21 protein-coding genes, 1 other RNA gene and 1 pseudogene are annotated in these 24,425 nt (G+C 54.6%); 19 read left to right on the top strand and 4 right to left on the bottom strand.

The window, feature by feature from the left end; all coding sequences use genetic code 11:
• Positions 1-113: 113 nt before the first annotated feature.
• The 9 genes and pseudogenes from ACSZPU_RS11285 (at position 114) to ACSZPU_RS11245 (ending at position 9,202) form a co-directional block, all read left to right on the top strand.
• Complete coding sequence (locus tag ACSZPU_RS11285; RefSeq protein ID WP_498998627.1) at positions 114-1,391, top strand: zinc-binding dehydrogenase; 1,278 nt, start codon at positions 114-116, stop codon at positions 1,389-1,391.
• A 77-nt stretch (positions 1,392-1,468) separates the two neighbouring features.
• Complete coding sequence (locus ACSZPU_RS11280; protein WP_498998625.1) at positions 1,469-1,978, top strand: MltR family transcriptional regulator; 510 nt, start codon at positions 1,469-1,471, stop codon at positions 1,976-1,978.
• Positions 1,975-2,700 (top strand): annotated as a pseudogene (locus tag ACSZPU_RS11275) (nucleoside/nucleotide kinase family protein). Before ACSZPU_RS11280 ends, ACSZPU_RS11275 begins: the two are co-directional and overlap by 4 nt.
• Before the next feature lie 319 nt (positions 2,701-3,019).
• Positions 3,020-4,039, top strand: coding sequence for an erythrose-4-phosphate dehydrogenase (gene epd, locus ACSZPU_RS11270; RefSeq protein ID WP_498998623.1), 1,020 nt, complete (start codon positions 3,020-3,022; stop codon positions 4,037-4,039).
• Between the two features lie 48 nt (positions 4,040-4,087).
• Positions 4,088-5,251 (top strand): phosphoglycerate kinase, encoded by a 1,164-nt coding sequence (pgk, locus tag ACSZPU_RS11265; protein WP_498998621.1) that lies wholly within the window; start codon positions 4,088-4,090, stop codon positions 5,249-5,251.
• A 214-nt stretch (positions 5,252-5,465) separates the two neighbouring features.
• Positions 5,466-6,545: a class II fructose-bisphosphate aldolase gene (gene fbaA / locus ACSZPU_RS11260; RefSeq protein WP_494243305.1), complete on the top strand. Its 1,080-nt coding sequence runs from the start codon at positions 5,466-5,468 to the stop codon at positions 6,543-6,545.
• Positions 6,546-6,731: 186 nt separating this feature from the next.
• Complete coding sequence (mscS, locus tag ACSZPU_RS11255) at positions 6,732-7,592, top strand: small-conductance mechanosensitive channel MscS (RefSeq protein ID WP_498998618.1); 861 nt, start codon at positions 6,732-6,734, stop codon at positions 7,590-7,592.
• 139 nt (positions 7,593-7,731) lie between these two features.
• On the top strand, positions 7,732-8,367 hold the full coding sequence (gene argO / locus ACSZPU_RS11250) for an arginine exporter ArgO (RefSeq protein ID WP_498998616.1): 636 nt from the start codon (positions 7,732-7,734) through the stop codon (positions 8,365-8,367).
• A 94-nt stretch (positions 8,368-8,461) separates the two neighbouring features.
• Complete coding sequence (locus ACSZPU_RS11245) at positions 8,462-9,202, top strand: oxidative stress defense protein (protein WP_498998614.1); 741 nt, start codon at positions 8,462-8,464, stop codon at positions 9,200-9,202.
• 61 nt (positions 9,203-9,263) lie between these two features.
• Here the strand turns inward: ACSZPU_RS11245 and argP are convergent, their stop codons facing one another.
• Positions 9,264-10,157, bottom strand: coding sequence for a DNA-binding transcriptional regulator ArgP (argP, locus tag ACSZPU_RS11240; RefSeq protein ID WP_498998611.1), 894 nt, complete (start codon positions 10,155-10,157; stop codon positions 9,264-9,266).
• Positions 10,158-10,331: 174 nt separating this feature from the next.
• Between argP and rpiA the strand changes: the two genes are divergently transcribed.
• Together rpiA and serA are read left to right on the top strand one after the other, a co-directional pair.
• Positions 10,332-10,991: a ribose-5-phosphate isomerase RpiA gene (gene rpiA, locus ACSZPU_RS11235; RefSeq protein WP_498998608.1), complete on the top strand. Its 660-nt coding sequence runs from the start codon at positions 10,332-10,334 to the stop codon at positions 10,989-10,991.
• Between the two features lie 266 nt (positions 10,992-11,257).
• Entirely contained in the window at positions 11,258-12,490 is a 1,233-nt protein-coding gene (serA, locus tag ACSZPU_RS11230) for a phosphoglycerate dehydrogenase (RefSeq protein ID WP_498998606.1), read from the top strand.
• Positions 12,491-12,620: 130 nt separating this feature from the next.
• Here the strand turns inward: serA and ACSZPU_RS11225 are convergent, their stop codons facing one another.
• The 3 genes from ACSZPU_RS11225 to zapA all read right to left on the bottom strand — a co-directional run bounded on the left by ACSZPU_RS11225 (position 12,621) and on the right by zapA (position 13,792).
• Positions 12,621-13,217, bottom strand: a complete 597-nt coding sequence (locus tag ACSZPU_RS11225) for a 5-formyltetrahydrofolate cyclo-ligase (protein WP_498998605.1) — start codon at positions 13,215-13,217, stop codon at positions 12,621-12,623.
• A gap of 20 nt (positions 13,218-13,237) precedes the next feature.
• Positions 13,238-13,421: non-coding RNA, 6S RNA (gene ssrS / locus ACSZPU_RS11220), on the bottom strand.
• Positions 13,422-13,462: 41 nt separating this feature from the next.
• Positions 13,463-13,792, bottom strand: a complete 330-nt coding sequence (gene zapA, locus ACSZPU_RS11215; protein ID WP_039077987.1) for a cell division protein ZapA — start codon at positions 13,790-13,792, stop codon at positions 13,463-13,465.
• Between the two features lie 223 nt (positions 13,793-14,015).
• On the opposite strand from zapA, the gene ACSZPU_RS11210 reads away from it, so the two are divergent.
• From ACSZPU_RS11210 to ACSZPU_RS11175, 8 genes are all read left to right on the top strand, one after another.
• Positions 14,016-14,594, top strand: a complete 579-nt coding sequence (locus tag ACSZPU_RS11210) for a YecA/YgfB family protein (RefSeq protein ID WP_498998602.1) — start codon at positions 14,016-14,018, stop codon at positions 14,592-14,594.
• Between the two features lie 24 nt (positions 14,595-14,618).
• Positions 14,619-15,935, top strand: a complete 1,317-nt coding sequence (gene pepP / locus ACSZPU_RS11205; RefSeq protein WP_498998599.1) for a Xaa-Pro aminopeptidase — start codon at positions 14,619-14,621, stop codon at positions 15,933-15,935.
• A complete protein-coding gene (gene ubiH, locus ACSZPU_RS11200) occupies positions 15,932-17,110 on the top strand; it encodes a 2-octaprenyl-6-methoxyphenyl hydroxylase (protein WP_498998597.1) in 1,179 nt (392 codons plus the stop codon). The genes pepP and ubiH overlap by 4 nt, the downstream gene beginning before the upstream one ends.
• Before the next feature lie 99 nt (positions 17,111-17,209).
• Positions 17,210-18,412, top strand: coding sequence for an FAD-dependent 2-octaprenylphenol hydroxylase (ubiI, locus tag ACSZPU_RS11195; protein ID WP_498998595.1), 1,203 nt, complete (start codon positions 17,210-17,212; stop codon positions 18,410-18,412).
• Between the two features lie 421 nt (positions 18,413-18,833).
• Positions 18,834-19,928 carry a glycine cleavage system aminomethyltransferase GcvT gene (gene gcvT / locus ACSZPU_RS11190; RefSeq protein ID WP_498998594.1) on the top strand — a complete coding sequence of 365 codons (1,095 nt, stop codon included), beginning with the start codon at positions 18,834-18,836 and terminating at the stop codon, positions 19,926-19,928.
• 26 nt (positions 19,929-19,954) lie between these two features.
• A complete protein-coding gene (gcvH, locus tag ACSZPU_RS11185; RefSeq protein ID WP_498998592.1) occupies positions 19,955-20,344 on the top strand; it encodes a glycine cleavage system protein GcvH in 390 nt (129 codons plus the stop codon).
• A 183-nt stretch (positions 20,345-20,527) separates the two neighbouring features.
• Positions 20,528-23,401, top strand: coding sequence for an aminomethyl-transferring glycine dehydrogenase (gene gcvP / locus ACSZPU_RS11180; RefSeq protein WP_498998589.1), 2,874 nt, complete (start codon positions 20,528-20,530; stop codon positions 23,399-23,401).
• Positions 23,402-23,470: 69 nt separating this feature from the next.
• The gene (locus ACSZPU_RS11175; RefSeq protein ID WP_498998586.1) at positions 23,471-24,214 is read left to right on the top strand and encodes an SDR family oxidoreductase; all 744 of its coding nucleotides are present in this window, start codon (positions 23,471-23,473) and stop codon (positions 24,212-24,214) included.
• Positions 24,215-24,425: the final 211 nt, after the last annotated feature.

Here is a 24,425-nt window from a genome sequence, read left to right as displayed (position 1 = left end):
CTTATCGGTAGTTAACCCTTCCTCCTACACTCTCCACAATCATGTCCGAGCGTTGCACTTATTATCTGAATTCGCGATTGACCTCTAAATAACCCTCATTTTACGGTGGTAATATGAAAACAAGAGCTGCGGCTATATATGGTGAAGGGGATGTACGCATCCGTGAATTTGAATTACCAGCCATTACCGATAATGAATTACTGGTGAGTGTAATTTCTGACAGCGTGTGTCTGTCAACGTGGAAAGCGGCAAAGTTAGCCAGTGACCATAAACGCGTTCCGGATGATTTACTCAACCATCCGGTGATCACCGGGCATGAGTGTGCCGGGGTGATTATTGAAGTCGGTAAAAACCTGACGGGAAAATATAAAAAAGGAGAACGCTTTGTATTGCAGCCAGCGATGGGGTTGCCCAGCGGATATTCAGCCGGGTACAGCTACGAATTTTTTGGCGGTAATGCGACCTATATGATAATCCCCGAGGTCGCTATAAATTTAGGGTGTGTGTTACCTTATCGCGGTTCTTATTTCGCCGCCGCATCGCTGGCCGAGCCTATGTGCTGCATTATTGGTGCGTATCGGGCCAACTACCACACCACACCGTATGTGTATGAACACCGTATGGGCATTAAAGCCGGCGGCAATATTGCGCTGCTTGCCTGCGCGGGGCCGATGGGCATCGGTGCGATTGATTATGCCATCAATGGCGGTATCGCCCCGGCGCGGATTGTGGTCGTCGATATTGATGACGCCCGGCTTGCGCAGGCACAAAAGCTTCTCCCGGTTGAGCTGGCGGCCAGCAAAGGCATTGAGCTTCTCTATGTGAATACCAGTGAACTGGCCGACCCCGTTGGTGCGTTGCGTGCTTTTACTGGTGGTCATGGTTTTGACGATGTCTTTGTTTATGCAGCGGTTCCTGCGGTGATTGAGCTTGCTGATGATCTGCTGGCGGAGGATGGTTGCCTGAACTTTTTTGCCGGGCCAACGGATGCCACATTCAAAGTCCCGCTCAACTTTTATAACGTGCATTACAACAGCACCCATATCGTCGGTACATCCGGTGGCTCCACCGGCGATATGCTGGAGGCGATTGAGAAAAGCGCGACCGGGCAGCTACAGCCTTCCTTTATGGTGACGCATATTGGTGGTCTGGATGCGGTACCGGAGACGATCCTTAATTTGCCGGATATTCCGGGCGGCAAGAAGCTTATCTATAACGGTGTCACCATGCCGTTGACCGCCATCAGCGATTTTGCCCGAAAAGGTCAAACCGATCCGCTGTTCCGTGAGTTGGATCGTCTGGTGAGAACAACGCATGGTATCTGGAACGAGCAGGCCGAGAAATACCTGTTGGCGCACTTTGGTGTCGATGTAGGGGAAGCTGCGCAATGATGCGTCTGATCTAAGGTATAGAACGTCCCCGTAATATTATAAACTCAGTTAATGACGGGTGAGTTTTCGGAATATCAATGACGACGCTGACAGAAGATGACGTGCTGGAAAAGCTCAATGCGCAAGTAGACCTGGCCACCTTTATGGCGGCTGCGAATGAAATATTGCTGCAGGCCATTAAGCAATTCCTGCCGTCATTATTCGTGAATAACGATGAAGAAATCGTCGAGTATGCGGTTAAGCCATTGCTGGCGCAGAGTGGTCCGCTTGATGATATTGATGTCGCACTAAGGCTGATTTACGCGCTGGGTAAAATCGATAAATGGTTATATGCGGATATTATGCATTTTTCGCAATTTCACCATTACCTTGCGAGCCAGGATGAGTTCCCCGGTTTCGCCAGCGACATGTGCTGGGATTTTATTAATAACGTCAACACCATTACGCGCAATACCACGCTGTATAATTCACTGAAATCGATGAAGTTCGCCGACTTTGTCATCTATTCTGAATCGCGCTTTATTGCAATGACGAAAACCACGCTGGCCTTAGCGGTAACAAGCATATTAAAGGAACTGGACCCGTGATAATTACCTTGCCCGTCAATGGATTCGATGTCACAGCCCACTATAGCGATGAAGAAGTAGAAACGGTGCATAAGCCGCTACTTACATATCTGGCGCAACTCCATCAACATACCTCCCGTTTTCGTACCATTATTTTTCTGAGTGCTCCGCCGGGCACTGGCAAATCGACATTGGGCGCATTCTGGATGTGGCTTGCCGCGCGTATGCCCGAACTCCCGCCGATACAGATGTTGCCAATGGACGGTTTTCACCATTACAACGGTTGGCTTGAGCAGCATCATCTGCGGGCAAAAAAAGGTGCACCGGAAACGTTTGACGTGGACAAACTCGCGCTAAATTTGCAGCGCATCCGCCACCAGGCAGGCGACTGGCCGCAATACAGCAGACAAAGTCACGAACCGATAGAGTCTGCCATTGATGTGACCGCTCCGTTGGTTATTGTCGAGGGGAATTGGCTGCTTCTGAATGAACCTCGCTGGGCATCATTGCGCCAGTAATGTGATTTGTCGTTGTTTATTCGTGCGCCTGCCAGCGCGCTGCGTGAGCGTCTGATTGCGCGCAAATGTGCAGGAGGAGCATCGCAAGAAGAGGCGCTGGCATTTTATCAGTGTACTGACGGGCCGAATGTCGAGCTCGTTCTAACACGTAGCGTGCCTGCCAGGATAACGCTTGAGATGGACGAGCAGGGTGGTTATCGATTCGCCACTCCTCCGGGTATGTAATGTTGCGCCTGGCATCGCTCTGCATTCGCCGGATTGACACTGAATGAACGGGCTGTCTGTAGGCAGCCTATTCTCTGTCTGGAATAATTTTGCAGCCTCTGGTTGAGAAAATGTGACGTACGTCAGATAAATGGTCGCCAGGGCTGGACATGGATTCCTTTTATTCCGCGTTTCGCTTATGCTAGCTGAAGCGTTTCAGTCGCTTAAATGTTCGACAATTAATCAATCAAACGCAGTTTGTGACAGGTGAGGTTCCCCTGTAAAGGTTGCTGCATTACTCTGTGAGCCACCTCAAATTGGGTAACCTTGCAGGAGATCTATGAGCGTACGCATAGCGATTAATGGCTTCGGTCGCATCGGGCGCAACGTGGTTCGTGCTTTGTATGAATCCGGGCGTCGTGCGGAAGTCACCGTGGTGGCAATCAATGAACTGGCAGATGCAGCAGGCATGGCCCATTTGTTGAAATATGACACCAGCCACGGGCGTTTCGCGTGGGATGTGCATCAGGAGCGCGAGCAGCTGTTTGTCGGTGAAGACGCGATTCGTATTCTTCATCAGCGCGATATTGCCGCGCTTCCCTGGCGTGAGCTGGGCGTTGATGTGGTGCTCGATTGCACCGGCGTCTTTGGCAGCCGTGCCGATGGCGAAGCGCATCTGGCGGCGGGAACGAAGAAAGTGCTGTTCTCGCATCCCGGCGGTAACGATCTCGACGCGACGGTCGTCTTTGGCGTCAATCAGGATGCCTTAAAGTCTGACGATCGTATTGTGTCTAACGCCTCCTGCACCACGAACTGCATTATTCCGATTATTAAGCTTCTCGACGACGCGTGGGGAATTGAATCGGGTACTGTCACCACGATCCACTCCGCAATGCACGATCAGCAGGTGATTGACGCCTATCATCCTGATTTACGTCGTACGCGTGCGGCCAGCCAGTCGATCATTCCTGTGGACACGAAACTGGCGGCGGGGATCACCCGTATTTTCCCGCAATTTCATGACCGATTTGAGGCGATTGCGGTCCGCGTGCCGACCATAAATGTGACGGCAATCGACCTGAGCGTGACGGTGAAAAATCCGGTAAAAGCGTGTGAAGTCAACGCGTTGCTGCAAAAAGCAGCACAGGGAACATTTCATGGTATAGTTGACTATACGGAATTACCGTTGGTCTCAACAGATTTTAACCATGACCCGCACAGTGCCATTGTTGATGGCACACAAACACGGGTCAGTGGTGCGCACCTTATTAAAACCCTGGTGTGGTGCGATAACGAATGGGGCTTTGCTAACCGAATGCTCGACACGACGTTAGAGATGGCCGCAAAAGGTTTCAGGTAGGGTGCACTTGTGCCCGCAAAACTTTATGAATCATTGAGAGGATTCACCATGTCTGTAATTAAGATGACCGATCTGGATTTGGCAGGTAAACGCGTTTTCATCCGTGCGGATCTGAACGTACCGGTTAAAGATGGCAAAGTGACCAGCGATGCGCGTATCCGTGCTTCTTTGCCGACCATCGAGCTGGCGCTGAAACAAGGCGCGAAAGTGATGGTTACCTCCCACCTGGGTCGTCCGACCGAAGGCGAGTACAACGAAGAGTTCTCTCTGCTGCCGGTTGTTAATTACCTGAAAGACAAACTGTCCAACCCGGTACGTCTGGTTAAAGATTACCTGGACGGCGTTGAAGTTGCTGCCGGCGAACTGGTTGTTCTGGAAAACGTTCGCTTTAACAAAGGCGAGAAGAAAGACGACGAAGCGCTGTCCAAAAAATACGCTGCTCTGTGCGACGTATTCGTGATGGACGCTTTCGGTACTGCTCACCGTGCACAGGCTTCTACTCACGGTATCGGCAAATTTGCTGACGTCGCGTGCGCAGGCCCGCTGCTGGCTGACGAACTGGAAGCGCTGGGTAAAGCGCTGAAAGAACCGGCTCGTCCGATGGTTGCTATCGTTGGTGGTTCTAAAGTTTCCACTAAACTGACCGTTCTGGACTCCCTGTCCAAAATCGCTGACCAGCTGATCGTGGGTGGTGGTATCGCCAACACCTTCGTTGTCGCTCAGGGCCACAACGTGGGTAAATCCCTGTACGAAGCTGACCTGGTTGACGAAGCAAAACGTCTGCTGACCACCTGTGATATCCCGGTCCCGACGGATGTTCGTGTTGCTACCGAGTTCTCAGAAACTGCGACCGCTACCCTGAAATCTGTAAACGACATCAAAGATGAAGAGCAGATTCTGGACCTGGGCGACGTTTCCGCTGAGAAACTGGCTGGTATACTGAAAAACGCGAAAACCATTCTGTGGAACGGCCCGGTTGGCGTATTCGAATTCGCTAACTTCCGTAAAGGTACCGAAATCGTTGCTAACGCTATCGCAGACAGCGACGCGTTCTCCATCGCCGGCGGCGGCGACACTCTGGCAGCTATCGACCTGTTCGGTATCGCTGACAAAATTTCCTACATCTCCACTGGTGGCGGCGCGTTCCTCGAATTCGTGGAAGGCAAAGTGCTGCCGGCAGTCGCAATGCTCGAAGAGCGCGCTAAGCAGTAAGTATTCAAAGGGCAGGGAAACCTGCCCATTTTTCAGCGCGCTTTAGAGCACGCTTCAATTCTTTACACAAAATCATTCGAGTTGCATCAAGGCGGCAACTGAGTGAGTTCCCGGAAGCTTACTTAAGTAAGTGACTGGGGCGAGCGAGAGCAGCCAACGTTGAGGCGGCTTGAAGGATGATGTGTACAACGGCCGAAGATACAGGACTCGTAAAATGTCTAAAATTTTTGATTTCGTAAAACCGGGCGTTATCACCGGTGATGACGTTCAGAAAGTGTTCCAGGTAGCAAAAGAAAACAACTTTGCGCTGCCAGCAGTTAACTGCGTGGGCACTGACTCCATTAACGCCGTTCTGGAAACCGCTGCCAAAGTTAAAGCTCCGGTTATCGTTCAGTTCTCCAACGGTGGTGCTGCATTCATCGCCGGTAAAGGCGTGAAAACTGACGTTCCTCAGGGTGCTGCTATCCTGGGTGCGATCTCTGGTGCGCATCACGTACATCAGATGGCTGAACACTACGGTGTTCCGGTTATTCTGCACACTGACCACTGCGCGAAAAAACTGCTGCCGTGGATCGACGGTCTGCTGGACGCGGGTGAGAAATACTTTGCTGCGCACGGCAAACCGCTGTTCTCTTCTCACATGATCGATCTGTCAGAAGAGTCGCTGGAAGAGAACATCGAGATCAGCTCCAAATACCTGGCGCGCATGGCGAAAATCGGCATGACCCTGGAAATCGAACTGGGTTGCACCGGTGGCGAAGAAGACGGCGTGGACAACAGCCACATGGACGCTTCTGCCCTGTACACTCAGCCGGAAGACGTTGATTACGCGTACACCAAGCTGAACGCAATCAGCCCGCGTTTCACCATCGCTGCTTCCTTCGGTAACGTGCATGGCGTTTACAAACCGGGTAACGTGAAACTGACCCCGACTATCCTGCGCGATTCTCAGGAATATGTTTGCAAGAAACATAACCTGCCGCACAACGCCCTGAACTTCGTATTCCACGGCGGTTCTGGTTCTACTGCTCAGGAAATCAAAGACTCCGTAAGCTACGGCGTTATCAAAATGAACATCGATACCGACACCCAATGGGCGACCTGGGAAGGTATTCTGAACTACTACAAAACCAACGAAGCGTATCTGCAAGGTCAGCTGGGCAACCCGAAAGGCGAAGACCAGCCGAACAAGAAATACTACGATCCGCGCGTATGGCTGCGTTCAGCTCAGACTTCAATGATCACCCGTCTGGAACAGGCTTTCAAAGAACTGAACGCGGTTGACGTTCTGTAATCTTTGCTCTGTTTCCTGAATCAGGCCCGCGTATGCGGGCCTTTTTTATTTCCGATTCAATAGCCTGCACACGCCATTAAGTGTGATCCACTTGGCAAAATCGTCCCTTTTTGTTTACCCTTTAGGTGTCTGTCCGCCACCGTCGGGAAGGATTGTTCTCGCACGGATCAACATAAGGAACAAAGAATGGAAGATCTTAACGTCGTCGACAGTATCAACAACGCAGGCTCCTGGCTGGCGACAAACCAGGCCCTGCTGCTGAGCTACGCTGTCAACATCGTCGCCGCTATCGCCATCATCATCGTGGGTATGATCATTGCCCGCATGATTTCAAACACCGTGAACAAGCTGATGCGGGCGCGGCACATTGATGCCACCGTCGCCGATTTCCTCTCTGCGCTGGTCCGCTACGGCGTCATTGCGTTTACCCTGATTGCCGCGCTGGGGCGAGTGGGGGTGCAAACCGCATCGGTCATCGCCGTACTCGGTGCCGCCGGTCTGGCAATCGGTCTGGCGCTGCAAGGGTCGCTCTCGAATCTGGCGGCCGGGGTACTGCTGGTGACGTTCCGTCCGTTTCGTTCTGGGGAATACGTCGACCTGGGCGGCGTGGCCGGTACCGTGCTGCAGGTGCAGATTTTCTCCACCACGATGCGTAGCGCCGATGGTCGTATTATCGTGGTGCCCAACGGGAAAATTATTGCCGGGAACATCATCAACTTTTCCCGCGAGCCGGTACGCCGCAACGAATTTATTATTGGTGTTGCCTACGATTCCGATATCGATCTGGTCACGAAGTTGTTGACCGATATCATCCAGGCAGACGAGCGTATTCTGAAAGATCGTGAAATGACGGTGCGTCTGAACGAGTTGGGGGCGTCGTCCATCAACTTTGTGGTCCGCGTCTGGAGCAACAGCAGCGACCTGCAAAACGTCTACTGGGATGTACTGGAGAAAGTGAAACGTAGCTTTGATGAGCACGGCATCAGTTTCCCTTACCCGCAAATGGATGTGAATTTCAAACGGGTTAAAGAGGCCGTAGAAGAGTAAACAATCAGGTCGGCATTGCCGGCCTTTTTGTTGCCTGTCTGTATTAGCGATTCTTATTATTCATTAAAAAATTCAATTTCCGCTAATGATTCTCGCGCGTTATAGTCTGCATCCAGAAATTAATGACCAGGAATTGAATGTGATAGCGTATTATTTTCAAGGGCTTATGTTGGGTGCGGCGCTGATTTTGCCCTTAGGTCCGCAAAATGCTTTCGTGATGAACCAGGGGATCCGTCGCCAGTACCACATCATGACGGCTTTTCTGTGCACATTAAGCGACTTAATGCTGATTTGCGCCGGGGTTTTCGGTGGCAGTGCCTTGTTGATGCAATCCCCGTGGCTGCTGGGGCTGGTGACCTGGGGCGGCGTGGCCTTTCTGCTGTGGTATGGCTACGGCGCGCTGAAAACCGCGCTGGGCAGCAATATCGACCTGGCCAGCGCCGAGGTGATGAAGCAGGGGCGCTGGAAGATTATCGCGACCATGTTGGCGGTGACCTGGCTCAATCCGCATGTCTATCTGGATACCTTTGTGGTACTCGGCAGCCTTGGTGGGCAACTGGATGCGGAGCCGAAACGCTGGTTTGCGATGGGAACGATCAGTGCATCCATCATTTGGTTTTTTGGCCTGGCTCTGCTGGCCGCCTGGTTTGCTCCGCGTCTGCGCACGGTCAAAGCACAGCGCATTATCAACCTGATTGTTGGGGTGGTGATGTGGGTTATCGCCGTGCAACTGGCGAAAGATGGCGTGGCGCACGTGCAGTCGCTGTTCAACTAAGTCTAGTCTGATGGACAAACCGGTATCATCCGCTAAGCTTCTGCCAGGTGTGCCGTTTTCTTACGGACGTAATAAGCAACATGGAGGAGCAACCGTGAAATTCAAAGTGATGGCCCTGGCGGCATTAGTGGGACTGAGTGTCATGTCGGTACAGGCAAGTGAACTGCCTGATGGCCCGCACATTGTGACCTCGGGTACGGCGAGCGTGGATGCAGTGCCGGATATTGCCACCCTGGCGATTGAAGTGAACATCTCGGCGAAAGATGCCGCAACGGCGAAGAAACAGGCCGACGATCGCGTCGCCCAGTATCTCTCATTCCTCGACAAGAATGGCGTAGTGAAGAAAGACATTAACTCCGCCAACTTGCGTACCCAGCCGGATTACGATTACCAAAACGGTAAAAGCGTGCTGAAAGGCTGGCGTGCCGTGCGTACGGTGGAAGTGACGCTGCGCGATCTGGAGAAGCTGAACTCTCTGCTGGATGGAGCACTGAAAGCCGGTCTGAATGAAATCCGTTCCGTTTCCCTGGGCGTTGCGCAACCGGATTCTTATAAGGATAAGGCGCGTAAAGCTGCCATTGATGATGCGGTTCATCAGGCCGAACAGCTGGCGGCAGGTTTCAACGCCAAACTTGGCCCGGTCTATAGCGTGCGCTACCACGTGTCCAACTATCAGCCGAGCCCGATGGTTCGCATGATGAAAGCAGACGCAGCGCCGGTTTCCGCACAGGAAACCTATGAACAGCCGAGCATCCAGTTTGCCGATCAGGTAGACGTGGTGTTCCAGCTTGAGCCTGCTCAGGCTGGGCAGACGACACCTGCGAAATCGCAGTAATTTTCCTGCGCCCTGCAAAGGGCAGAAAGCAAAAGGCCGGGTTAACCCGGCCTTTTTTGTCTCAGTCCTGTCGCAAAACCTTATGCCCGTAGGCCAGCAGTGCGTCAGTGACGTTGCGCATCATGCGGCTTTCTGGCGCAAAGCGGTGCCAGAACAGCATCCTGCGCTGGAATAAACCCGGGGTCAGGTCGATCAGCTCTCCGGCATTCAATTCTCTTTCGATTTGCAGATGCGGGATCATACAGCAGGTTGTTCCCTGCCTTGCCAGTTGCACAAATGCCTCGGACGAGTTAACGATATGGCACGGCACGCTACCCGGCGGCAGGTCGAAGTTTTGTTGCAGGAAGGCCTGATGCATATCGTCGAGATGGTCGAACGCGACGGCAGGCGCTTTAAGTAACGCCGAGCGGGTGACGCCGTTCGGGAAGTAACGTTCAGCAAAGGCTTTGGAACCGACAAACAGGTAATCAAGCGCGCCAAGCTGATCAACGAGGCAGCTCGGCAGGGCCTGTGGCTGAATACTCACTGCACCCACTACTTCACCGCGACGCAGGCGCTCCTGGGTGCGGGTTTCATCTTCAACCTGTAAATTCAGGCGGATGGGCGAATCAGCCAGGACTGGCGCCAGTGCCGGCAGCAGCCAGGTTGCCAGACTGTCGGCGTTCACCGCCAGCGACAGCAGCAGCGGAGTGGAACCGGTTTGCTCATCGCCCAGCCACTCGTCTTCCAGCAGCTCTACCTGGCGCAGTAACGCCAGCAATTTTTGCCCTTGTTCAGTTGGACGTGGCGGGACGGTACGCACCAGCAGGGGCTGGCCAAACATATTTTCGAGCTGTTTAATGCGCTGCGATACGGCGGACTGAGTGATACACAGCTTTTGCGCGGCGCGCTCAAACCCACGTTCACGGATGACCGCATCAAGCGCCTGTAACGTTCTGTAGTCCGGACGTTTCATCTGGCTGACATACTCCTGCAAAATAATTACTCAGCACTATGACATAATTTTTTGTGACTTACAGACGAAAATGTACCTACTGGTAATGTGACACAGGTCACAGGGACATTTCCCCCTTCCATGTTCTATAATGCGCTTCGAATTTCACACCATTCTCACCACAGGCGAACGACGATGACGCAGGACGAATTAAAAAAAGCAGTGGGTTGGGCAGCGCTCAAATATGTTGAACCGGGCACTATCGTAGGTGTTGGTACTGGCTCCACCGCTGCGCACTTTATTGACGCGCTCGGTACCATGAAAGGCCAGATTGAAGGGGCAGTTTCCAGTTCTGACGCCTCGACAGAGAAACTGAAAGGCCTGGGTATCACCGTCTTCGATCTGAACGAAGTCGATCGTCTGGGGATTTATGTTGATGGCGCGGATGAAATTAACGGTCAGATGCAGATGATCAAAGGCGGTGGCGCGGCGCTGACGCGTGAGAAGATCATTGCTTCTGTAGCTGACAAATTTATCTGTATTGCTGATTCATCCAAGCAGGTCGATATTCTGGGGAAATTCCCGCTGCCGGTGGAAGTCATCCCGATGGCGCGTAGCGCGGTGGCCCGTGAACTGGTGAAACTGGGCGGCCGTCCTGAATATCGCCAGAACGTGGTGACCGACAACGGCAACGTGATTCTCGATGTCTTTGGTCTGGAAATCATCGATCCGATTGCGCTGGAAAACACCATTAACGGTATTCCGGGCGTGGTGACTGTGGGTCTGTTCGCTAACCGTGGTGCGGATGTTGCGCTGATCGGTAGTGCCGATGGTGTGAAAACCATTCTGAAATGATCTGGGTGGGGGAGGCCTTTCCCCCACTAAAAAATATTTGATGAGCAAATTTGGTGACTTCTGTCACGTTTATCTACCCCCGTTGATGTTCCTGCCGCCCGCTTAGTCATTCTTAGCATATTCATCTGCCATTTATGGCTGTATGACTTTTCTTCACGGCGCCGACGCAAACGTTCATATTGCTGCAATAGTTTTTTTTGATATGTTGACTACAGCGGATGAATATCCACACAACATCAGTTATGACAAAAAACAGGGTCGGGTAAATGGCAAAGGTATCACTGGAGAAAGACAAGATTAAATTTCTGCTCGTCGAAGGGGTGCACCAGAAAGCACTGGATAGCCTTCGCGCTGCAGGTTACACCAACATCGAGTATCACAAAGGCGCGCTCGACAACGAGCAGCTGAAAGAGTCTATCCGTGATGCCCACTTCATTGGCATTCGATCCCGTACCAATCTGACCGAAGATGTTATTGCCGCAGCCGAGAAACTGGTGGCGATTGGTTGTTTCTGTATCGGTACCAATCAGGTCAATCTGGATGCGGCGGCAAAACGCGGTATTCCGGTCTTCAACGCCCCGTTCTCCAACACCCGTTCCGTGGCGGAGCTGGTCATTGGGGAGTTGCTGCTGCTGATGCGTGGCATTCCGGAAGCGAACGCCAAAGCCCACCGCGGCGTGTGGAACAAACTGGCCGTAGGTTCTTACGAAGCACGCGGCAAAAAACTGGGGATTATCGGCTACGGGCACATTGGTACCCAGCTTGGCATTCTGGCCGAGTCACTCGGTATGCACGTTTATTTCTACGATATTGAAAGTAAACTGCCGCTGGGTAACGCAACCCAGGTTCAGCACCTGTCCGATCTGCTCAACATGAGCGATGTGGTCAGCCTGCACGTGCCGGAAAATGCCTCCACCAAGAACATGATGGGCGCAGAAGAGCTGGCGCTGATGAAACCTGGTGCGCTGCTGATCAACGCCGCACGTGGCACGGTTGTGGATATTCCGGCACTGTGCGATGCGCTCAAGCGTAAACACCTGGCGGGCGCGGCGATTGACGTGTTCCCGACTGAGCCTGCAACCAACAGCGAGCCGTTCAATTCACCGCTGTGTGAATTCGATAACGTGATTTTGACGCCGCACATCGGTGGTTCAACTCAGGAAGCGCAGGAAAACATCGGTCTGGAAGTCGCGGGTAAACTGATTAAGTACTCCGACAACGGCTCTACGCTCTCTGCCGTCAACTTCCCGGAAGTGTCGCTGCCGCTGCACGGTGGTCGTCGTCTTCTGCACATCCACGAAAACCGTCCAGGCGTGCTGACCGCAATCAACCAGATCTTTGCGGGCGACGGCATCAACATTGCCGCTCAGTACCTGCAAACAACGCCGTATATGGGTTACGTGGTCATCGATATTGAAGCCGAAGAAGATGTGGCGGAAAAAGCGCTGCAGAGCATGAAGGCGATTCCGGGTACCATTCGCGCACGCCTGCTGTACTGATTCTGCGGAGTGTTTTGTCGGGTGGCGAGGTAAATGCAAAACGGCAACCAGAGGGTTGCCGTTTTTTATGTGTTCTCCCTCTCCCTGTGGGTGAGGGCAGGGGGGAGGGCAACAGGCCGCAGCCTTTAATTCACCAACTCCACAACGCTGATGGCGTCACCACCGCGGGCAGCGGAATATCCCACTCCTCCACCGGAAGTACATCCACATGCTGGCAATCGTGCGCGTAACCGACCGGCTGTAACCCATACTGCTGCCAGTTTTGCAGCGTTCTGTCGTAAAAGCCGCCACCCATCCCCAGACGTTGCCCCTGACTGTCAAACGCCACCAGCGGTGTTATCAGTACATCCAGTTGGCTAAGCGGCAAGACATCGCGTACGTCCAGTTTCGGTTCCTGAATTTTCAGGCGATTAATGACCAGCTCACTGTGCGGATGGTATTGCAAAAACAGCAGATTACCTGGACTGAACGGATGCAGAACCGGGAGATAAACACGTTTGCCGCTGCGCCAGAGCTGCTCGATAAGCGGTTGGGTATCCAGTTCGCCATCAAACGAGAGAAAAAGGGCGACGGTATGGGCCATAACTACCAGCGGATAAGCCATCATGCGGGCTGCCGCTTCAACAGAAAAGTGTTGCTGCTGCTCAGCGGTAAGGGCGCGACGACGCTGCCGTATGATTTTACGGATTTCCTGACGTGATGGGGGAAGAGCAGAAAGTTGTGTCATGGTAGTAGAAAAAAAAGAAGGGAATCTCCGAGATGCCGCCGCAGGCTGTAACCCTTGAACCCTTGGTTCAAGGTGAATGTGTCGTCATAGTTTTAAGGCTTCTCGGACGGACCGAGCATGCTCACCAACCATGGAGCGCCACATTCTTGTGGTATGAAATATCGGCTCAGGGGACTGGCCCGCTTGCGAACATCTCAGAGAAATTTTTTCTTCACGGCCACTCTACCATAGTTAACCTTGAAGTGTTATTCAAACTTCGGCCCCGGTCTTTCGGATATGCGACCCTGATCAAGCAACGCCTGTTCGATGGTCTGTTGTAACATCCGAATACGCTGTTCCATGCTGGATGCGTAGTCACGGGTTTTTGCCTTTTCCTGAGTCAGTTCATAGCTGATATTCAGCGCTGCGATAAAGACTAACTGCTCAGTATTTGTGACTCTAGTGCGAACTTTCAGATCTTGCAACCGCTGATTCAGATCCTCCGCGGCCTGATTCAGAGCATCTCTCTGTTCAGGCGGGCAATTCACTCGCAGTGAACGGCCAAAAATTTGGATATCGACGGGTTGTGCAGACATGCCACCTTCCTGCTGTTTGACTGCGCTCTGCCTTCACACCCGAGTCCTGGCTGCGAAGGGGCGTCACTATAGCCACCCTGGTGAGAGGATTCAAGCTCTTTGCTATACCTTAAATCATTCTAAGTGCATGCAAAGGCATGTAACGTGAAGCATGACGGGTATATCACCAGGGTCCAAAGTGGTAGCATACCATGAATATTCTCCCCAACGACGACGAATGCGCATGTCTATACAGAACGAAATACCTGGTTACAACGATGTCGGCCAGTTACTCAATCAGCAAGGTGTTGGCCTGATTCCTGCGGAAATGCACGGGCTTATCGCGGGGATGCTTTGTGGCGGCAACAATGACAGCTCCTGGCAGCCGCTGTTGCATGACCTGACCAACGAAGGGCTGGCATTTGGCCATGAGCTCGCACAGGCGCTGCGCAACATGCATGCGGCGACCAGCGACTCACTGGAAGATGACGGTTTCCTGTTCCAGCTTTACCTGCCTACCGGCGAAGACGTCAGCGTGTTTGATCGTGCCGATGCGCTGGCTGGCTGGGTCAACCACTTCCTGCTGGGCCTTGGCGTAACGCAGCCGAAACTCGACAAAGTCACCGGCGAAACCGGTGAAGCGATTGACGATCTGCGCAACATCGCCTTGCTCGGTTACGATGAAGACGAAGATCAGGAAGAGCTGGAGATGTCGCTCGAAGAGATCATCGAATACGTACGCGTTGCGGCGCTGCTGTGTCATGACACATTTACCCGCCCGCAGCCGACAGCACCGGAAGTGCGTAAGCCAACCCTGCATTAATTTATCTTTCTCAAAGGAGGTGTCATGACACAGCTTGAGTATCTCCGTCGCCGTCAGGCGTTGCTGGCGCAGATGGCCCCAGCGAGCGCGGCGCTTATCTTCGCGGCGCCGGAAGCAACCCGCAGTGCCGATAGTGAATATCCGTATCGTCAGAACAGCGATTTCTGGTATTTCACCGGTTTTAATGAACCGGAAGCGGTGCTGGTGCTGATTAAAAGTGATGACACCCATAACCACAGCGTCCTGTTTAACCGGATCCGCGATAAAACGGCGGAGATCTGGTTTGGTCGTCGTCTGGGCCAGGAGGCTGCGCCAGAAAAGCTGGGCGTGGATCGCGCGCTGGCGTTTCCGGAAATAGGCAAACATCTTTATCAGTTGCTCAACGGGCTGGACGTGGTCTATCACGCCCAGGGCGAATATCCGTATGCCGATGAGATTGTCTTTGCCGCGCTGGAAAAATTACGCAAAGGCTCTCGCCAGAATCTCACCGCGCCGGCCTCCGTGACCGACTGGCGGCCCATCGTGCACGAAATGCGTCTGTTCAAATCCGCCGAAGAAATTGAGGTGATGCGTCGCGCCGGGGAAATCTCCGCGCTGGCACATACGCGCGCCATGCAAACCTGTAAGCCTGGGATGTTTGAGTACCAGCTTGAAGGCGAAATTCAGCACGAGTTTAACCGTCACGGTGCCCGTTTCCCGTCCTATAACACCATCGTCGGGGCCGGGGAGAATGGCTGCATTTTGCATTACACCGAAAACGAAAGCGTGATGCGTGATGGCGAGCTGGTGCTGATCGACGCGGGTTGCGAATACATGGGCTACGCCGGCGATATCACCCGCACTTTCCCGGTGAATGGCAAATTTACCCCTGCACAGCGCGCCGTGTATGACATTGTTCTTGAATCACTCGAAACGGCCCTGCGCCTGTTCCGCCCTGGCACCTCGATTCAGGAAGTGAATGCGGAGGTGGTGCGGATTATGGTCACCGGACTGGTGAAACTGGGCATTCTCAAGGGTGAAATTGACACCCTGGTTGCCGAGAACGCGCATCGTGCCTTCTTTATGCATGGCCTGAGCCACTGGTTGGGGCTGGATGTCCATGATGTTGGCGTCTATGGACAGGATCGTTCTCGTATCCTTGAGCCAGGTATGGTGCTGACCATCGAACCGGGTCTCTATATCGCCCCCGATGCGGATGTACCCGAAGCCTACCGGGGCATTGGTATCCGCGTGGAAGATGACATCGTGATCACTGAAAACGGTAATGAGAACCTCACCGCCAGCGTCGTTAAAAAGGCCGACGACATTGAGGCGCTGATGGCCTCGGCGCAGTGCTCATGAGTGTGATTATTGTTGGTGGTGGTATGGCGGGCGCGACGCTCGCACTGTCGATTTCCCATTTTACCGGCGGTCGCCTTCCTGTTCACCTTATTGAAGCGACAGAACCGAGTTCTCAGGACCATCCAGGCTTTGATGCGCGTGCTATCGCACTGGCGGCGGGCACCTGCCAGCAGCTCGCGCGGGTGGGCATCTGGTCGCATATCGCCGAGAAAGCCACACCGATTACCACCGTCCATGTCAGCGATCGCGGTCATGCCGGCTTCGTGACGCTGGATGCCGATGATTATCGCGTTGATGCACTCGGCCAGGTGGTGGAACTGCATGATGTCGGTAACCGCCTTTTCGTCCTGCTGAAAAAAGCGCCCGGCGTCACGCTGCATTGTCCTGCACGGGTGAGCTTTTTCTCCCGGGATGAAGACCGCGTGGCGGTTGCGCTGGAAAGTGGTGAGACGATCAACGGCACCCTGCTGGTCGCCGCCGACGGTTCCCGCTCTGCGCTGGGGGCGCAGTGTGGCATCAGCTGGCAACAGGCGCCTTATCAGCAGGTGGCGGTGATTGCCAACGTCACCACTTCGGTGGCGCATCAGGGGCGCGCGTTTGAGCGTTTTACCGCTCACGGCCCGCTGGCGATGTTGCCGATGTCGCACGGACGTTGCTCGCTGGTGTGGTGTCACCCGCTCGAAAAACGCGAGCAAATCCTGAGTTGGAGCGACGAGACGTTCTGCCATGAACTACAAAAAGCCTTTGGCTGGCGGCTGGGACGAATCGTACATGCCGGAACGCGTAATGCCTATCCGCTTTCTTTGTCGACCGCTTCCTCACCCATTTCGCATCGTACCGTGCTGGTTGGAAACGCCGCGCAAACGCTGCACCCGATTGCCGGGCAGGGCTTTAACCTGGGGATGCGTGATGTGATGAGCCTCGCCGAAACGCTGGCCGATGCCTGGGCCGCGCAGAAAGATGTCGGTGGCTATGGCGTGCTGACGCACTATCGCAATCGCCGTCATGATGATAAGTGCGCCACGATTGGCGTGACGGACGGCTTAGTACACCTTTTTGCTAATCGCTGGGCACCGCTGGTTGTCGGACGTAACGTCGGTTTGATGGCAATGGAATTATTTACCCCAGCGCGTGATGCGCTGGCGCAGCGTACCCTGGGCTGGGTGGCGCGTTAATATCTGCGGCAGGCTATTTTATTTGCCATTTTGATCCTGGGCAGTGCTCAAACTGGCTGCAACAATTACGCCTGCTGAGTCGGGCTTCTGGAGTTATTTGTGCAAAGTGTTGATGTGGCGATTGTAGGCGGTGGCATGGTGGGACTGGCGCTGGCCTGCGGATTACAGGGAAGCGGGCTGCGAGTGGCGGTGCTGGAACAGCATGAGCCCGTCCCCTTGAAAGCGGATGCCCCTGCACAACTGCGTGTTTCGGCGATCAACGCCGCCAGCGAAAAACTGCTGACGCGCCTGGGCGTCTGGTCATCGATTATTGCCCATCGCGCAAGCTGCTATCACGGCATGGAAGTGTGGGATAAAGACAGTTTCGGCCGGATTGCTTTTGACGATCAGAGCATGGGTTATAGCAACCTCGGCTATATTATTGAAAACACCGTCATTCATCAGGCGCTGTGGAATAAAGCCCGCCAGTGTTCGGACGTTTCCATCCTTGCACCGGCGGAATTGCAGCAGGTGGCCTGGGGGGAAAACGAAGCCTTTCTGACCCTGAAAGACGGCGGCATGCTGACCGCCCGCCTGGTCGTCGGGGCCGATGGGGCCAACTCCTGGCTGCGCAATAAAGCCGATATTCCGCTCACCTTCTGGGACTATAACCACCATGCGCTGGTCGCGACCATCCGTACCGATGAACCGCATCAGGCCATCGCGCGGCAGGTTTTCCACGATGAAAGCATCCTCGCGTTCTTGCCGCTGTCTGACCCGCATCTGTGTTCTATCGTCTGGTCGCTGCCGCCTGAGCTGGCGGTACAAATGCAGCAGGCAAGTGAAGAGGATTTCAATCGGGCGCTATGTATCGCGTTTGATAACCGCCTGAGTCTGTGCCGTGTAGAGAGCGAGCGGCAGGTGTATCCATTGACCGGACGCTACGCGCGCCATTTTGCCGGACATCGTCTGGCGCTGATGGGCGATGCGGCGCATACTATCCACCCGCTGGCCGGGCAGGGCGTGAATCTGGGCTTTATGGATGCCGCCGAACTGGTAACCGAACTTAAGCGTCTGCACAGCCAGGGCAAAGATATCGGGCAGCATATGTACCTGCGCCGCTATGAACGCAGCCGTAAACACAGCACTGCGCTGATGCTGGCGGGGATGCAGGGATTCCGGGAATTGTTTTCCGGCACCCACCCGGCGAAAAAGCTGTTTCGCGACATTGGCCTGAAGCTGGCGGATACGTTACCAGGGGTAAAACCTCAGTTGCTGCGTCAGGCGATGGGGCTGAATGACCTTCCGGAGTGGTTGCGTTAACTGCGTCACACTTTCCCTTCCCCCTGGCGGGAAGGGAGTCCTTCCCTCATTTGAAAAATTCTAATTTCACGCCATTTTTCAGATTAGTTTTTCTCATCCATCGTTTTTTTACTGTCGGGAAAATTATCTCTTTTGCGGTGGGAAATATTGCTGATTGCGATAAGTTCCGCGTATCGATGATGCTTTATGCGCCATTCTACGCTTAAACCCAGTTTAATGTTCTGTAGGTCTTTTTGCGAAAAATGGTCATAAGCTAATGTGATGACCCATTTTCTCTTATGGTTAAGAGCCGCTTTCGGTGATAAGTTCAGGCGAAAGTGAACGTTTGCGTCGGCGACCGGGATCGGTGTCGGCGTCTTGTCATGCGGGGAATTTTTCGCCGCTGAAAACGTGAAAGCCCCGCTTATTCGACGAGGAAAAGATGGCTCAGCAGACTCCTTTGTATGAACAACACACGCTGTGCGGCGCACGCATGGTGGATTTCCATGGCTGGATGATGCCGCTGCATTACGGCTCGCAAATTGATGAGCACCACGCGGTGCGTTCCGATGCGGGCATGTTCGATGTGTCGCACATGACGATTGTCGATTTACGCGGCAGCCGTACCCGGGAATTCTTGCGCTACCTGCTGGCAAATGACGTAGCGAAGCTTACCAAACCGGGCAAAGCGCTATACACCGGAATGCTCAATGCGTCCGGCGGTGTTATTGATGACCTGATCGTCTACTACTTCACCGAAGATTTCTTCCGCCTCGTTGTAAATTCCGCCACCCGCGAAAAAGACCTCTCCTGGATCACCCAACACGCAGAACCTTTTGCCATCGAGATCACCGTCCGTGACGACCTGTCGTTGATTGCGGTTCAGGGGGCGAATGCGCAGGCCAAAGCCGCGACTCTTTTCACTGACGAACAGCGTCAGGCGGTAGAAGGGATGAAGCCGTTCTTTGGCGTTGAATCCGGTGACCTGTTTATCGCCACTACCGGCTATACCGGCGAAGCGGGTTATGAAATTGCGCTGCCGAACGAACAGGCTGCGGATTTCTGGCAGAAGCTGGTGCAGGCGGGCGTTAAGCCTTGCGGTCTGGGCGCGCGCGATACGCTGCGTCTTGAAGCGGGCATGAACTTGTACGGTCAGGAGATGGACGAGGGCGTTTCACCGCTTGCGGCCAATATGGGCTGGACCATCGCATGGGAACCAGCAGACCGTGATTTTATTGGTCGTGAGGCGCTCGAATTACAGCGCGAGAAAGGCACCGAGCAGCTGGTCGGCCTGATCATGACAGAGAAGGGCGTACTGCGTAACGAATTGCCGGTGCGATTCACCGACGCGCACGGTAACGCAAAAGAAGGCGTGATCACCAGCGGCACTTTCTCGCCAACGCTGGGCTACAGTATTGCACTGGCGCGTGTGCCTGCGGGCATTGGCGACACGGCGATCGTCCAGATCCGCAACCGTGAAATGCCTGTAAAAGTCACCAAACCTATTTTTGTTCGTGCGGGTAAAGCCGTCGCGTAACCCATTATTTATCTGGAGAAAATTTAATGAGCAATGTACCGGGCGATCTGAAATACAGCAAAGAACACGAGTGGCTGCGTAAAGAAGCGGACGGCACCTACACCGTGGGTATCACTGAGCACGCGCAAGAGCTGCTGGGTGACATGGTGTTTGTTGACCTGCCGGAAGTGGGCCTGGTCGTGTCTGCGGGTGACGACTGCGCCGTGGCGGAGTCGGTTAAAGCCGCTTCCGATATTTATGCGCCGATCGGCGGTGAAATCGTTGCCGTCAACGATTCGCTGGGCGAAGAGCCGGAGCTGGTGAACAGCGAGCCGTACGGCGAAGGCTGGATTTTTAAAATCAAAGCCTGTGACGAAGCGGAAGTTGCCGCACTGCTGGATGCGACTGCCTATGCAGCGCTGTTAGAAGACGAGTAAATACGCGTCATCCTTCACGTTGCAGGCTCGTTGGCTTCGTCGCTCACCCCAGTCACTTACTTTTGTAAGCTTCTGGGGATTCGCTACCTCGCCGCCTTCCTGCAACGCGAATGATTTAGCGTATTCAGGCAAGAAATCACGATTTCCAAATTGATTCACCGCACGTTTCAGGAACCATCGCTCATGACACAGACTTTAAGCCAGCTTGAAAACCGTGGCGCTTTCATTGAACGTCACATTGGGCCGGATGCTCAGCAACAGCAGGAGATGCTGAACACGGTTGGCGCGGATTCGCTAAACGCACTGATCGCGCAGATCGTGCCGAAAGATATCCAGCTCGCCACGCCGCCGCAGGTGGGTGAAGCCACAACCGAATACGCCGCGCTGGCGGAGCTGAAAGCGATTGCCGGTCGCAACAAGCGCTTTAAGTCTTACATTGGCATGGGTTACACCGCCGTGCAGTTACCGCCCGTTATCCTGCGCAACATGCTGGAAAATCCAGGCTGGTACACCGCCTATACACCGTATCAGCCGGAAGTCTCGCAAGGTCGTCTCGAAGCGCTGCTGAACTTCCAGCAGGTGACGCTGGATCTGACCGGGCTGGATATCGCCTCGGCATCGCTGCTCGATGAAGCCACCGCCGCCGCCGAAGCGATGGCGATGGCAAAGCGCGTCAGCAAACTGAAAAACGCCAACCGCTTCTTTGTCGCCGCCGACATTCACCCGCAAACGCTGGATGTGGTGCGCACCCGTGCCGAAACCTTTGGTTTTGACATGATCGTGGATGATGCCAGCAAAGTGCTGGATCACCAGGATGTGTTCGGCGTGCTGTTGCAGCAGGTAGGCACCACCGGCGAAGTGCACGACTACAGCGCACTGATTAGCGAACTGAAAGCCCGCAAGATTGTGGTCAGCGTGGCGGCCGATTTTATGGCGCTGGTGCTGTTGACCGCACCAGGCAAACAGGGCGCAGACATTGTCTTCGGTTCTGCTCAGCGCTTTGGCGTGCCGATGGGCTACGGCGGCCCGCATGCGGCATTCTTTGCCGCGAAAGATGAATTCAAACGCTCAATGCCGGGACGCATTATCGGTGTCTCCAAAGACGCGGCCGGCAATATCGCACTGCGCATGGCGATGCAGACCCGCGAGCAGCATATCCGTCGCGAAAAAGCGAACTCCAACATCTGTACTTCGCAGGTACTGCTGGCCAACATCGCCAGCCTGTACGCGGTGTCTCACGGTCCGGTTGGCCTGAAACGTATTGCCAGCCGTATCCATCGTCTGGCCGATATTCTGGCAACCGGCCTACAGCAAAAAGGGCTTAAGCTGCGTCACGACCACTACTTCGATACCCTGTGTGTGGAAGTGGCCGACAAAGCCGCCATGCTGGCGCGCGCAGAAGCCGCTGAAATCAACCTGCGCAGCGACATTCTGAATGCCGTGGGTATCACCCTGGATGAAACCACCACCCGCGAAGATGTGCAGAAACTCTTTGCCGTGGTGCTGGGCGACGCGCACGGGCTGGACATCGACGCGCTGGATAAAGACGTGGCGCTCGACAGCCGTTCTGTGCCTGCTGCGATGCTGCGCGATGATGCGATCCTGAGCCACCCGGTTTTCAATCGCTATCACAGCGAAACTGAGATGATGCGTTACATGCACTCTCTGGAACGCAAAGATCTGGCGCTGAATCAGGCTATGATCCCGCTGGGTTCCTGCACCATGAAACTGAACGCTGCAGCGGAAATGATCCCGATCACCTGGCCAGAGTTTTCCGAGCTGCACCCGTTCTGCCCGGCGGATCAAGCCGAAGGCTACCACCATATGATCAACCAGCTGTCCGACTGGCTGGTGAAACTGACCGGTTATGATGCCCTGTGTATGCAGCCGAACTCTGGTGCACAGGGCGAATACGCCGGCCTACTGGCGATTCGCCACTATCATGAGAGCCGCAGCGAAGGCCATCGTGATATCTGCCTGATCCCAAGCTCAGCGCACGGGACCAACCCGGCGTCTGCCCAGATGGCGGGCATGCAGGTGGTGGTGGTGGCCTGTGATAAGAACGGCAACATCGATCTGGCGAATCTGCGGGCGAAAGCGGAACAACACGCGGCAAACCTCTCCTGCATCATGGTGACCTACCCGTCCACTCACGGCGTCTACGAAGAGACTATCCGTGAAGTGTGCGAAATCGTGCACCAGTTCGGCGGCCAGGTTTATCTCGATGGCGCGAACATGAACGCCCAGGTGGGCATCACCTCTCCGGGCTTTATCGGCGCGGACGTATCGCACCTCAACCTGCATAAAACCTTCTGCATTCCGCACGGCGGTGGCGGCCCGGGTATGGGGCCTATCGGCGTGAAAGCGCATCTGGCACCGTTTGTTCCGGGCCACAGTGTGGTGCAGATTGAAGGCATGCTGACCCGTCAGGGCGCGGTGTCCGCAGCCCCGTTTGGTAGCGCGTCGATCCTGCCGATCAGCTGGATGTACATCCGCATGATGGGAGCCGAAGGGCTGAAACAGGCGAGCCAGGTGGCGATTCTGAATGCCAACTACATCGCCAGCCGCCTGAAAGATGCCTTCCCGGTGCTGTATACCGGCCGCGACGGTCGCGTGGCGCATGAATGTATTCTCGACATTCGTCCGCTGAAAGAAGAGACCGGCATCAGCGAGCTGGATATCGCTAAGCGCCTGATTGACTACGGTTTCCATGCCCCGACCATGTCCTTCCCGGTAGCAGGCACGCTGATGGTTGAGCCGACAGAGTCCGAAAGCAAAGCCGAACTGGATCGCTTTATTGACGCGATGCTGGCCATTCGTGGCGAAATCAACCGCGTAAAAGAAGGCGAGTGGACGCTGACAGATAACCCGCTGGTGAATGCACCGCACATCCAGAATGAGCTGATGGCAGAGTGGCCGCACGGTTACACCCGCGAGCAGGCCGTGTTCCCGGCTGGTGTGGCGAACAAATACTGGCCGACGGTGAAGCGTCTTGATGACGTTTACGGTGACCGTAACCTGTTCTGCTCCTGCGTGCCGATGAGCGAATACCAGTAATTAGCGCTACGCTTCTACAGGCCGGGTGAACGTTCGCGTTGCCCGGCCTTTTTATTGGAGGAATACAGATTGGCAATTGCACTGGTCACTGGCGGTAGCCGGGGAATAGGTAAGGCGACGGCGCTGCTGCTGGGCGCGGAAGGGTATACGGTCGCGGTGAATTATCAGCACAATGCGCAGGCCGCACTGTCGGTGGTGGAAACCATCATCGCGGCGGGCGGCAAGGCGTTTGCGGTACAGGCGGATATTAGCGAAGAAGCGCAGGTTGTGGCGATGTTCGCGCGTATTGATGAGGCGAGTGAACCGCTGACCGCACTGGTGAATAACGCCGGGATTTTGTTTACCCAGAGTCGGGTTGAAGCCATGACTGCAGAGCGTATTAATCAGGTGCTGCGTACCAACGTGACGGGGACCTTCCTCTGCTGTCGGGAAGCAATTAAACGCATGGCGCTCCCCCATGATGGAAAGGGTGGGGCGATCGTCAATGTTTCTTCGGCCGGTGCGCGGCTGGGCTCGCCTGGCGAGTATGTTGATTATGCGGCGTCGAAAGGGGCGATGGATACGCTGACCACGGGCTTGTCAGTGGAAGTCGCGGCGCAGGGGATTCGGGTTAACAGCGTTCGACCAGGGTTTATCTATACCGAAATGCATGCATCTGGCGGTGAACCCGGGCGAGTCGAGCGGGTGAAATCGATGCTGCCGATGCAGCGTGGCGGTCAGCCGGAAGAGGTGGCGCAGGCGATTGTCTGGCTGCTGAGCGATAAGGCGTCTTATGTGACCGGGAGCTTTATCGAGTTGGCGGGCGGGAAGTAAGCGACTGCCCCTCACCTCGCCCCTCTCCCCAAAGGGGCGAGGGGGCAAACCCGATTGAGCCAGTATTACAGACGCACCGGAAAGTCCCTTCTCCCCTATGGGGAGAAGGTTAGGATGAGGGGAATCCCTGTTAGAGACCCTGTACACGATTCTGTGTAAATGCCTTTTCTCAGAAGTGACCGTCCAGGCGGTCACCGAACTCGATAATAAA

It is taken from the genome of Phytobacter sp. V69 (assembly GCF_965644215.1).
Lineage (GTDB): Bacteria > Pseudomonadota > Gammaproteobacteria > Enterobacterales > Enterobacteriaceae > Phytobacter.
Note: the sequence above shows the minus strand (reverse complement) of the source record. Positions and strands in the feature narration are given on the sequence as shown.

Bases quoted from the DNA above. Each gene is read 5' to 3' on its own strand.
- fbaA (WP_494243305.1), top strand. From the start codon at position 5,466: ATGTCTAAAATTTTTGATTTCGTAAAACCGGGCGTTATCACCGGTGAT.
- ACSZPU_RS11280 (WP_498998625.1), top strand. From the start codon at position 1,469: ATGACGACGCTGACAGAAGATGACGTGCTGGAAAAGCTCAATGCGCAA.
- gcvP (WP_498998589.1), top strand. From the start codon at position 20,528: ATGACACAGACTTTAAGCCAGCTTGAAAACCGTGGCGCTTTCATTGAA.
- ACSZPU_RS11285 (WP_498998627.1), top strand. From the start codon at position 114: ATGAAAACAAGAGCTGCGGCTATATATGGTGAAGGGGATGTACGCATC.
- gcvH (WP_498998592.1), top strand. From the start codon at position 19,955: ATGAGCAATGTACCGGGCGATCTGAAATACAGCAAAGAACACGAGTGG.
- serA (WP_498998606.1), top strand. From the start codon at position 11,258: ATGGCAAAGGTATCACTGGAGAAAGACAAGATTAAATTTCTGCTCGTC.
- ACSZPU_RS11225 (WP_498998605.1), bottom strand. From the start codon at position 13,217: ATGACACAACTTTCTGCTCTTCCCCCATCACGTCAGGAAATCCGTAAA.
- zapA (WP_039077987.1), bottom strand. From the start codon at position 13,792: ATGTCTGCACAACCCGTCGATATCCAAATTTTTGGCCGTTCACTGCGA.
- rpiA (WP_498998608.1), top strand. From the start codon at position 10,332: ATGACGCAGGACGAATTAAAAAAAGCAGTGGGTTGGGCAGCGCTCAAA.
- mscS (WP_498998618.1), top strand. From the start codon at position 6,732: ATGGAAGATCTTAACGTCGTCGACAGTATCAACAACGCAGGCTCCTGG.
- ubiH (WP_498998597.1), top strand. From the start codon at position 15,932: ATGAGTGTGATTATTGTTGGTGGTGGTATGGCGGGCGCGACGCTCGCA.
- epd (WP_498998623.1), top strand. From the start codon at position 3,020: ATGAGCGTACGCATAGCGATTAATGGCTTCGGTCGCATCGGGCGCAAC.
- pepP (WP_498998599.1), top strand. From the start codon at position 14,619: ATGACACAGCTTGAGTATCTCCGTCGCCGTCAGGCGTTGCTGGCGCAG.
- ACSZPU_RS11210 (WP_498998602.1), top strand. From the start codon at position 14,016: ATGTCTATACAGAACGAAATACCTGGTTACAACGATGTCGGCCAGTTA.
- pgk (WP_498998621.1), top strand. From the start codon at position 4,088: ATGTCTGTAATTAAGATGACCGATCTGGATTTGGCAGGTAAACGCGTT.
- gcvT (WP_498998594.1), top strand. From the start codon at position 18,834: ATGGCTCAGCAGACTCCTTTGTATGAACAACACACGCTGTGCGGCGCA.
- argP (WP_498998611.1), bottom strand. From the start codon at position 10,157: ATGAAACGTCCGGACTACAGAACGTTACAGGCGCTTGATGCGGTCATC.